This window comes from Pseudoalteromonas sp. MMG024 (genome assembly GCF_021654175.1).
Taxonomy (GTDB): Bacteria; Pseudomonadota; Gammaproteobacteria; order Enterobacterales; family Alteromonadaceae; genus Pseudoalteromonas.
Genome location: NZ_JAKFZO010000026.1, coordinates 42,974 through 54,386 on the forward strand (window position 1 = coordinate 42,974; position 11,413 = coordinate 54,386).

9 protein-coding genes are annotated in these 11,413 nt (G+C 40.7%); 1 reads left to right on the forward strand and 8 read right to left on the reverse strand.

Features of this window, described 5'->3' with window-relative positions:
• Positions 1–22: 22 nt before the first annotated feature.
• On the reverse strand, positions 23–1,543 hold the full coding sequence (locus L1068_RS19070) for a carotenoid oxygenase family protein (RefSeq protein WP_237131488.1): 1,521 nt from the start codon (positions 1,541–1,543) through the stop codon (positions 23–25).
• A gap of 11 nt (positions 1,544–1,554) precedes the next feature.
• Positions 1,555–1,974 (reverse strand): DUF2141 domain-containing protein, encoded by a 420-nt coding sequence (locus tag L1068_RS19075; protein ID WP_237131489.1) that lies wholly within the window; start codon positions 1,972–1,974, stop codon positions 1,555–1,557.
• Between the two features lie 145 nt (positions 1,975–2,119).
• On the opposite strand from L1068_RS19075, the gene L1068_RS19080 reads away from it, so the two are divergent.
• Entirely contained in the window at positions 2,120–2,965 is an 846-nt protein-coding gene (locus tag L1068_RS19080) for a LytTR family DNA-binding domain-containing protein (RefSeq protein ID WP_237131490.1), read from the forward strand.
• A 1-nt stretch (position 2,966) separates the two neighbouring features.
• Here L1068_RS19080 and L1068_RS19085 read toward each other — a convergent pair whose 3' ends face one another.
• From L1068_RS19085 to L1068_RS19110, 6 genes are read right to left on the reverse strand one after another with little or no spacing between them, the layout of a single operon-like run.
• A complete protein-coding gene (locus L1068_RS19085; RefSeq protein WP_237131491.1) occupies positions 2,967–4,058 on the reverse strand; it encodes a heparan-alpha-glucosaminide N-acetyltransferase domain-containing protein in 1,092 nt (363 codons plus the stop codon).
• Positions 4,048–4,746: a hypothetical protein gene (locus L1068_RS19090; protein ID WP_237131492.1), complete on the reverse strand. Its 699-nt coding sequence runs from the start codon at positions 4,744–4,746 to the stop codon at positions 4,048–4,050. Before L1068_RS19090 ends, L1068_RS19085 begins: the two co-directional genes overlap by 11 nt.
• The gene (locus L1068_RS19095; RefSeq protein WP_237131493.1) at positions 4,747–7,134 is read right to left on the reverse strand and encodes a GNAT family N-acetyltransferase; all 2,388 of its coding nucleotides are present in this window, start codon (positions 7,132–7,134) and stop codon (positions 4,747–4,749) included.
• The gene (locus L1068_RS19100; RefSeq protein ID WP_237131494.1) at positions 7,135–8,355 is read right to left on the reverse strand and encodes an MFS transporter; all 1,221 of its coding nucleotides are present in this window, start codon (positions 8,353–8,355) and stop codon (positions 7,135–7,137) included. It lies immediately after the preceding gene.
• Positions 8,355–9,650 carry a SidA/IucD/PvdA family monooxygenase gene (locus L1068_RS19105; RefSeq protein ID WP_237131495.1) on the reverse strand — a complete coding sequence of 432 codons (1,296 nt, stop codon included), beginning with the start codon at positions 9,648–9,650 and terminating at the stop codon, positions 8,355–8,357. The genes L1068_RS19100 and L1068_RS19105 overlap by 1 nt, the downstream gene beginning before the upstream one ends.
• A gap of 4 nt (positions 9,651–9,654) precedes the next feature.
• Complete coding sequence (locus L1068_RS19110) at positions 9,655–11,196, reverse strand: aspartate aminotransferase family protein (RefSeq protein WP_237131496.1); 1,542 nt, start codon at positions 11,194–11,196, stop codon at positions 9,655–9,657.
• Between the last annotated feature and the right edge of the window lie 217 nt (positions 11,197–11,413).

Consider the following 11,413-nt stretch of genomic DNA (forward strand, 5'->3'; position numbering starts at 1 on the left):
CATAAAGCATTGTCAAGAATTGTTAAACCGCCATAAAATTACCATGAAAGCCAAGCGGTAAGGCTTGCCCCAACCAAGCGCGGCAAATTGGGCCATCACTAACATGACCTATTTTAAAAATATTAACGCAGGTGCGCTTTGACGGCACATGAAGCGCTGTGCCCACTAAATAGCCGCTTCCTTCTTGTTGTGTGTTATCAACAATAACATGCTCCTCAACCAAAAAGTCTTCGCCATACACAAAGGTATCTTGCTTGCCATTATTTACATTAACAATGCGCACACTGTCGCTCCACACATCACTTTGTATCGATGTTAACGTCACCAATAACTCATTTTTTAGCCCAGTTAAGTGACTGTAAATACGAGGGAACTCGCTGATGCCATCGACAGTTTGTTTATCTGATGTGCCATTTTGATTTAAGGTGAATAAAACCGTTTTTGCCGGTGCTGCTTCGGGTGTATTGCCACGCATTAACTCACTCATGTAATGCAGCGTTTCAATATTCGGGTAAAGGCTAGCATCAAAACGGATTGTGCCTTGTGCATCTTCCCACGCATTGCCAAAATGAAAGGCAAAGCCCGCATCTAGCTGGTATTCACGTTTTAAAGTAAGGGTGTTTTTATCAACCACCAATACCCGCATCGGTAATTCATCTTTAAAGCGAATAGCGCCAAAAAAGCGTTCGTCGGTTTTGTCTCGGTCTAAAGACGGTAAAATAATTAATAAATGGTTTTGTGTAATCAGAAAGTCGTGCAGCAAGCCACCGCGATAGTCAGTTTTGAGCAAGTTTACTTTTTGCGTGATACCAAATTTATTTAGCTGATAGAGCACAATGTCGCCGGTAATGGTACTGCCAAAATTCCAAATAGTGCCATCGGCTTCAACCTTAGGGTGGGCTGAAAATGCCAGCCCTTTTAAGCTGTTCCCATAACGGGAGTTGTTTCCTAAGTTTACAAAATCTTTGGTATTCAGTGTTGTTGCATCTAATGCGGTTGCAGAGCCTGCTTCCCACAACGCCCAAAGCTCACCATTGACCGGTATCACATTGGTATTTGCGGTATTTATAGCGTCGGGGTTATTTACCGACAGGCTATTTTGTAACTGACTATCAGGCCCTGAAAATAAAAACCTGCTGGCGCTTTGCTCCTGCTGATATTTCGGTGTTTGTACAAACTTTGCCTGATGTGTAATGCCTTTGTTTGTAAAGTTGAAATGCTGGATCATGCCATCACCTTCAAACAAATGCAGGTATCGTTGTTCGCCGCGTTGATGCACTGCAGGGCCATTGCGATAAAACGCGCCTCTAAAATCGCTTGGCAGATTACCTTCAAGGGTAAGCTGTTGTAGCGGTAAATCATTATCAAGGCCTTCAAACCCAATTAAATTTGGGTTGCTGGCTTTTGCTTTGGCAAACAGTTTGGCATTTAGTACTAAAGGGTCTGATTGCTTGCTCGCTAGGTTTGCAAAGGTGGGCAGTGGAGAGCATGCGGCCACCACAGACAAACCAAATAAGCTTTTAATCGCATCTCTTCGCTGCATCTTATACGCTCCTAGTAATTTACTTTTGATGAATTAGAAACGGGTGCTTCAGCGACGTTAAAGGCCATTTCACGATAGCTTGGAGGACCAAAGTTGATTACCGCATTGTTCGAAAAGCCATACCCTTCAACAGGAATGCTGAACATATTGGTATCGAGGCTGCCGTTATCATTTTCATCATGAAAAAAGCGAATGGCGTATTGACCGGGTTCAACATCATTAAACGTCACCATTACGTCGCCCGCTTTAGCGCTTACAATGGTTGCGTTATATGCCTTGCCCTTTTTGTAATTGTCTTCACCTTTAAACAGCTGTACATAAAGTTTGCCTGTATCATGTTTTACGGCCTCAATATTAAATTGCACCGTTTGCGCGTATATAGGTAGAATAAAAAGGTTTAAAGCAATTACGCATAGTTTTAAAAGTTTCATTGTTTGTCCTTATATTTGAGTTAATTATTCGAGCAGTTATTTGCTCGTGAGGTAAACGTTAAAGTGAATTTTTTAATGCAACAATGGCGCCTTCGTCAGTGCTGCTGAAAACTTCGTAAAATAAGTCGAATGTGGTGGTGTTAAATTGGCGAATCGTAAAATAAACCAACAAAATCAGTCTTTAACCGAATTGTGGCGAGCGAAAGATATGCTTAGCGATTCGCTGGTGGTTGCGGTTTTTGTGGTGTTTTTAACGTTTTTAAGACCCTTTGGTATGCATCAAATTGATATGCTGTATGCTGGGACTTTTTGGACTGTGATTTGCTTTACAGGGTATGCTGTTTATTCACCGACTATGCACTTTTTTTCGAAATGGTTGATGACGGTGCTTCCTGAGCCCTTGAATAACTCGCCGGTGCGGTTGGTTATTTCTACGCTAGTAGCAAGCATAATTATGGGGTTTTTAGCGCCCTTTATTATTGAAAGCTTTTTTGATGCGTTTGAAAACTACTGGCAATCACTGCCGCTGTCTTTTCTCGCAAGTTTATTCATCGGCGGTATTATTGCCGGTGTAAGCTCAATTAAAACACTTATGATGCAACAACATCAGCAACTAAAAGAAAGTGCTGAAGAATTGGCATTAGAATCTAAAAAAGTCGATACCATTCAAAACCAAGCCGTTGATGAATTAATTAATGAGCTACCCATTGCCAAACGCGGTAAGTTAATTTGTTTGCAAATGGACGATCACTACTTAAATGTAAAAACAGATAAAGGCGAGCATCTGTTATTAATGCGTTTTAAAGATGCGCTCGCGAAGCTTGAGCATTATGACGGTTTTCAAACTCACCGCTCATGGTGGGTAGCCAAATACGCCGTGGTAGATACTAAAAAAGACGGGCGCAAGCTCATTCTTGTTTTGCAAAACGGCACCGAAGTGCCAGTATCGCAAACTTATTTAGCAAATGTAAAAGCGGTTTTAAATCTCTAAATCACTCAACTTGCGGTGCTCGTTTCAATGCATATTTGTTAAGACTTAGGTTCTTTCTAGCTGTTACATAGCCATAATGGCAAAGCAGCGTTAGGGAAATCGTTAAGGGCATTAACATTATTGTTTGTAACGAGTTCATGGTTTGGTATCCAACAATCGCCATGCCCCAACAAATTAACACCCATTGGGTTACATAAAGGCTAGTAACATGCTGCGAACAGTAACTAAATAGACCATGTAATCGTTCGAATATAACGCTTTTTAGTAGTTTATTGAGGCACCACAAAGCGATTAAGTTAACTCCAATTAAATAGGCGATACCACCAAATCCAGTATGGAAAAAATTGCCAAAATGATAATCAAAATCCCATGCCATCAACCCGCCACCAAGTAAGGTCAAAGTTATACCCATTTTCAAGCAGTCGCTGTGTAACGCGACACTATTGTGACTTTGCACAAACCGTTTACCGATAAACATGCCCACCAAAATGCAGCTTAACCACGGGAAAAGTGGAAAATATATTTGATAGGTATTGCCCCACAGTACTTTGGCTAAATAATCTAACCCGGCAATGCCTGGCGTCCAACCACTTAATGGCTTAGCGCTCACAGCTATTGCCAAGGCAACGATAAGATACCCCCACTCATTCTTAATAAACTGCGTAATAGCACTAAGAATAATCAACGAGAAGCCTGCCATTTGAAGAATGTCACCGGTTAAGATGAGGTATTGATATTGAAAGAAACTTAAAGGTGTTTTCCACTCATAAGCAGCGACAAATGACTCAGGCATGACACCCAGCATAATGGGCAGTACGAATTTTAGAAAATTCATACTGTAACCAATTGCGAGAATTGTTAGGCCACGAAAAAGTAAATCACGACTAGATTGTCGCCTTGATAGCATCAATGAGATTCCCATAGCAACAAGAAATGACGCGGTGCCTTTACCGAGAAAGTGAATAATATCACCCAGTAAAGAACTCGATTGTGTGTCTTTATCTGCATACATCCACAATGTATGCACACAGATCATAATAATGACACTCATGCCACGAGCGATATCAATGGAAACCAAGCGATTAGTTGGCATGTGTTGTTCTCCTAATGGAATTTTTGGGGCAATTTTCACACGGGTTATTGGGCTCGATTTGAACATGTAAGCAGCAGGTTGCTAGCTTGATTTTTTGTGAATTGCTTTGCCTATCTAAAAAAGTATGTTGTTTATTAAAAAGGGCGTGTTGCCACTCACTCAGTGCAGCGGTTAATACATCGCTTTGCGCGATACCTGACACTCGGACAAAAGCGTTTGCCAGAATATCGCAAACGATTTTTACACTCTGTCCATACGAGAGATGGCAGACTTGCTTCATGGTATTGAAGGCGTGATCCAAACACCTTCTTAATGAATGGATATTGGCATTAATCGCATGTTGCAGTGTGTGGTGAGTCACAATGTTTGTCACCTGCAAACCATACAATATGTTTTCTGTTTGTACTTGTTTCAGCTCATGAAGATTTGTACTTATTTTGGCGCGGTAGCAACTAGCCACAGATAAATAGATGGGTTGCCAAATAAGTTGTCGCCATAAATTCACAACGTGGTACGCACGTGTTGTGTGACTGAACTTTTCTTGCAAGGTGCGATAAAGTGAAGAGATAGCATTGGGATGATAGTGAAAATTAATGTCACTATCACCCACTAGTTTAACCTCGGGCACTGTACTTATTGAAGTTGCCAACACAGCTTTAGTGCACCCTTTATTGGTTTGAATGGCCATTTAGTCTTTAAACAATGCTATGGGGTTGGCTAACTTTCCGGCAAATTGCAGGCTATTTGCTGGGTCCGTTAAGTCGACCATTTGTTTGTTATTCTTAAGCTGCAAGCGATTTAAGCATGAGAGTTCGAATTCTTCGCAGAATATGTCGTACTGTGCAAAGCGCTCACTTAGTTCAGGGTGGGCTGCCTGATATTGGTTAATTTCAGTTGCAACTAATTGCCAAAATTGCTTTGGTGTAAAGCAATTTTCTTGCGCGAGTAATGGCACCATGTATCTGAAAATACAGTCAAAGACATCTGTGAAAATAGACAATAGTTCAAGCTCTTTTGGCATAGTGATAGCAATGCGTGCGATTTCTTCGGGTAATTCATCTTGTGAATTAAGCACACACACCTCCTCACCAATATCCTTCATAAAGACACCTACTGGCACATGATCTTTAAACCTTAAAATCAAGTTTTCACCGTGCGGCATAAACACCAATTTGTACTTATAAAAGCAGTGCAGCAGAGGGATTAAATACGCTTTTAAATACGCTTTTAGCCATGCCTCAGGTGAGCGCTTTGATGCGTTTATTTTGGCCACTATATACGCATTGCCATTATTATCTTGATGCAGCAAGCTGGCCATGGTTGCAAGTTGCTCTGAATTGTCGATTAAATTAGTAGGGTTATCACGCCAAAGGGCTGCGATCATTTTTTTATAAGGTGTATCCCCTAATTGACTATCTTCGTAATGACTGCCACTAAAGCCCAGTGTGGCAAGCTCGCGCAGCGGTACGAAATTAAGAGAAGATAGGGTGGTATCGTTCAGCACTAAATCATAGACCCACTGATTAATTGCCGGAGTCACCGCCATATATTTGGCCGACAAACCGCGCATAAAGCCCATGTTTAAAATTGATAATGCTACTTTCACATAGTAGTTATTAGGCTTTGATAAGTTAAACAAGGTACGGATAGATTGTTGTGGTAAGTATTTATCAAATCCAACACCTAAACAGACTAGCGTATTATTTGCTAATTCACGGGTATATAAGTGAACAAGTTTATTTTCCCACTGCCAAGGGTGAACTGGGATTAAGTAGTAGTCATCCAGTAGCAAGCCTTTTTCAGCAAGCCGTTTTTCAAAGAGTAACTGCTCACTTAAATCCAGTTGGCTATCGATTAATGACTGATAACTGATATCACTTATTGCATTAAATGCTGTATGCGTTTTAGCACCTGCTAGCCAGATAATCTGTATTGGAGATGCGGCTTCAGGTGCGTATTGATGAAAATCTGTTGCATCAAAACCAATGCGTCCGTTATTGGCAATAAAACTGGGGTGGCCATGGGTCATTTCAGACTCTACCGTTTGAAATGACTGATGCACTAACTCGGGGGCGGTGAATGATCGTTTTGCGTATTTATAGCAGGCTGAACTTAAAGTGCTAGATACTTCTTCTAAGTAGGTAGCCAGTTGCTGATCTGCTAATCCGAGCTTTGAGGCAAATTCCAATAGAAACGCCAGGGCATCCAAAGCTTGCTGCTCCCCTTGGTTATTTGTTTTTACTAGGCTCGATGCATCGATCATAAGATGATCAAGGGGTAATTGCTTTGCAGAAAAGTGATAAGTCACTAGCTCATTATTGTTGGTTAGCAAATAACTACCTGTACTTAACTCAAACGGTGTAATTAGCCGCTCATGAGAAAACTCGGTGATCATTTTAACGATAAGCTGTCGGTTTGCTTTTTGCCAATGTGTTGTTTTTATGTGCGATGCGAATTGTGTCGCATCGGGCGAACTGTGATTTATCTGAATTGAGCTATTTAAATGATTAGCATACTGTTTACTGTGATTAAACGCGGTTTTAGTTAGTTCGCCCAGCAAAGCCTGTTTTTGTTTTAAGCGAACGGTTTTAAGGTGACGAAAACCAACACTTAAATTAAGGGCGTGGACTTTGTGATTATGACAATCTGGCTCGACTAAAATTCGCGTTGCATGGTATTCATCAAATATAAATTGCATACAGTGTTGCATCACATCATGGCTAAAACCACGAATAGGATGCGTGTTGGGTGCTAATAAAATATGAAAGCCAATATCGCCTGCTGTGATATCAATATGAGAGGCGATTTCGTGTTGTGACACATCATAAATTTCTATCAAAAACTGGGCAGTGCCATTGATATAGCCAAGATAAGCTGTTTCATGTCCACTGTTTATCAGCGTTGAATAAAAAGCTTTGACCTCATCAATTGAAGCATTTTCCATTCCCCAAAATTTTGCATAGGGTTGGGTTAGCCAGCTGTGTAATAAGCTACTGTCGTGGTCTGGTAAAAATGGCTTAAAGCTAATTTGACCCAAAAGTGGGCTTTGCAAAGTAACATGATCTATCTGTTTCATTTAAGATTTCTCTGATTCTAAAGTAGGCTGATTTTGCGGTAATGGTTGAGAATGTGTGGGGCTATGCGTAAATACTTTGAATAGGCCAATAAAAACGAAAAACGTCAGTGCCATTGCACCTGATGCAACTAAAAATGGTGTATCGTAGGCGTTGGGTTGTACGAGAGATCCAACTAAAAATGATGCGGCAATAACCCCTAGGTTTTGCATAAAATGGATTTTGGCAAAGTCTTCGCCATAGTGCTCTGGTTGGCTGAGCGAAAACAATAACACCTCAAGCTTCACCGTGATTACAAACATTGCATAGCCGAGTACAATACGGCCAGCAATAACACTCTGCCAATCAGGCGATGCTTGTAGCCACAAACCAATACTTGCAAACCCTAGCCCAGCAAGAATGTGTTGCTGGCTGGTCCAGTTAAGTGAGCGGCGACTTTTGCTGAGAATAAGCCCAAACAATGCCATCCAAGCGGGAATTGCATACATTAATCCGGCAATAAAGGTACTGCTGATACCACTAATATGTTGCCAGTACAGTGTGAAATAAGGACGTGCAAGAAACCCGGCAAAATACACGAACAATGACACCAGACCTATGGTGTAAATAAAATTTGGTATTTTTTTACGTAATACAGGCGAAGAAACCTTTGGATGCAATGCCCACTTCAGCTTGAGTTGCTTACTTAGGTATAAACACACACCTACTTGTACAATATCGCCCAGTGCCATAATCAAATAAATGGTTTGGATATCGGTTAAATCAATTACCCAACCACCGAGTAATGCGCCACCAATACCACCAAAATGCATCAATACGCTAAACAGGCCAACAATACCTAAATGGGATTGTTGATCTTCTAAACGTAATACAAATGGATATATCAGTAGGTAGCTGGCTTTAAATACCAGCATCGCAAGTGAAATAACCCAGAACCAAACAATGTCAGTACTAAAAAAACACGCAATACCTAAGCAGGCTGCTATGAGTTGGGTTACGACCCAAATATGTACCTCATGAACGCGTTTGGCGAGTTTTGCCCAGTAGGGAAAAGCACACATAACGGTAAAGCACACAGCAGCAATATAAGCACCTACATGATGGCTATTATCTATGCCAAAACGATCAGCAAAGAAAGTAGGATAAAAAGGCAAAATCATGGTGTCGCAGATTACTGAGATGAGTGTCAGTAAAATCAAACTGGTTTTAAGCGAAATACGCATTACATATTTTCCCCTTCAGAGCAGGGTGTTGCTTCAGGCGCTAAAAACTCTTGAAATGTGGTATGCGTTTCAACCTGATAGTGTGCATAGCCCAAAATCTGGTTGATTATTTGGCTATTGCGATAACATGCCATGCCAAGATCTGGGGTGACAAAGCCATGGGTGTGTAACTCTGCATTTTGCACAAAAATACGTTGTTGCTTGTCGATAGAATAATCTCGTGATACAGCAAAACGCCCTGTGTTATCGCGGTTTATCTGACACTCAATACCGCTTAAGAAGGCTGGGTCTTGGTAGCTAAAACCTGTGGCCATGACTAATTTATCGAATTCAAGTGTGAAACTGTGCTCGGCCTCGGTTTGTTGAAACGCTATGCTGTGGCCTGATTGGGATTTTAATTCGCTGTTAGTGAGTAACCGCGTTGGTACATCGCCATCGAGCTTTAACTGATACAAGAGGTCATAAATTTCATTGATAAGAGAGCTATTTATGCCTTTATATAAGTGTTTTTGATTTGCAATTAATGCGTCTTTTTTTACTTGTGGCAGATCATAGTAATAGTCCACATAATTAGGCGACGTCATTTCTAGGGTTAACTTCGAATACTCAAGTGGGAAAAAGCGAGGTGCCCGTGTTACCCAAGTGAGTTCATAATTATGTGAACGAATATCTGTTAGCAGATCATAATAGATTTCAGCCGCGCTTTGGCCAGAGCCAACAATCACCAATTTTTTAGCCTGTGTGAGCGCGTCTTTGTTAGCTAAGTATTGCCCTGAGTGGATAATATCGTCTGCGTTTTTATTAACCGCAGCGGTATAATTTGGCACAGGCCCAGTGCCTAAAACAAGGTGTTTGGCAAAGTATTGATGTGTATTACCCGCACTGTCTTTAGCAAATATGCAATAAAGGCTCTCAGATTCATTGAAATCTACCTGAACGACTTGTCGCTCAAATTGAACATTACTAAGTGATTTTGACGCCCATTGGCAGTATTGGTTGTACTCTTTTCGCAGTAAGAAAAAGTCTTCACGAATATAAAACTGATATAAGTTACCTTTTTGTTTTGCATAATTTAAGTAACTATATGGGTTAGTTGGGTCGGCCAGGGTCACTAAATCAGACATAAAGGGAGTTTGCAGATGAACACCGTCGATCATTAATCCCGGGTGCCAATTAAATTCGCTACGTTGTTCAAGGAATAAACCGTTTAAATCGTTGATTGACTCTGTTAAACAAGCAAGGCTAAGGTTAAAGGGGCCTAGGCCAATCGCAATAAAATCATAGGTTGGTTGCATGGTATTAGTCCGTTACCTGTTGTGAGAGTTCAAGATACGCATGGGCTTTGATTTCAGATAAAATTTCAGAAATATGCTTAATGCTGGTGGTTGGATTAAGTAGGGTAAATTTAAGGTATTGCACGCCTTTTACTTTCGTGCGGGCAATTGCGCATTCTCCAGCTTTAAAGCATTTTTCCTTTATTTGATTGTTGATGGTATTTAGTAGCTCATTGGATAAGCTTTCTTGGTAAAAACGAAACACCAAGGTGCTGATCTCTGGTTGATGGATCACTTCAAACTCATCATCTTGATTTAATATCGCGTGTGTTTGCTTAGCGAGCTTAATCACTTTGTCGAACACGTTGCCAATTTGCTCAGCGCCCATAACACGTAAGGTAAGCCACAATTTTAGGGCATCAAAGCGACGTGTGGTTTGCAGACTTTTATCAACAAGGTTCGGCGTTTTTTCAGTATCGGTGTTTAATGGGTTGAGGTAATCTGCATGGTGGGTAAGTAACGAAAAATGTTGACCATTTTGCATAAAGAACGCGCTACTGCTGACTGGCTGTAAGAACGATTTGTGATAATCCACGGTAACGGAATTCGCGTTTTCAATGCCGTTTAACTTTGTTTTATGTTGCTTACTGACCAGCAACCCGCAGCCGTAAGCAGCATCAACATGCATCCACATATTGTGTGCTTTACATAATTGAGAAATTGCATGTAGTGGGTCGATACTGCCAAAATCAGTTGTACCTGCGGTGGCAACGACGCAAATAGGGGTGTCACCCTCTTCAATGGTTTTTTCGATGGCGTGCTTTAGTGCATGGGTGTCCATTTTAAATGCGTTATCGACTGGTATTGATACAACAGCGTCATAACCAAGTCCCAAAATGGCTGCGGATTTTTGCACACTAAAATGGCTGACTTCAGAGGTGAATATTTTATAGCGAGTCGCTTGTTCAGTTAACCCAGAATCACGTAGCGAGGTATTTTGAAATGTTTGAGCGTAGTAGTCTCTTGCGATTAACAACGCCATTAAATTAGACTGACTACCACCACTTGTGAAAATACCATCTGCTTCGCTATTAAATCCTATTTGCTTGCAAGTCCAGTCAATGAGCTTTTGTTCCATTAATGTGCCAGCACCACTTTGGTCGTAAGTATCGAGTGATGAGTTAATGGCGCTAAGAATTTGTTCGGCAATCACACTGGGATACGCTACAGGGCAATTTAAATGGGCGACATATTTTGGGTTGTGGAAATACACAGCATTGTTTAAATAAATGTGTTTAAGTTCTTCTAATGCTTGTCGTGTATTGCCTACGGGTGAATCTAAGTTTACTTTGCTGACAAGATCTTTGAGTTCATTAGCGAGCTTGCCATTAAAGACTTTGTGATTACTACTAATTGCTTGATGTACATAGGATAATGCTTGAATAGAACCCGATTCATAATCAACAAGGTTTTGTTGATTGAAAATAAAAGTTGATTCGCTTTTAGGGTTTGTAAATGCAGTCACATTGTCACTGGCGAAAATCATTTGTTCAGATACGTTTTCCATAATATTTTTCTGACACTGAAAAAGGAACAGGGATCGTAATGCGAATGATTTGTGTTGGCGATAAGGGTTATGTATTAGATTTTTAGAATTTTGTGTTATAAGAGGTTTTATTCTGTTTATATTACAGGAACGAAAAAGACTTAGGATCGTCGACAAGATCCACTTATTATTACTCCCTTTTATCTCATCAGGCAGCAAAAGAAATAAAAGGGGTACT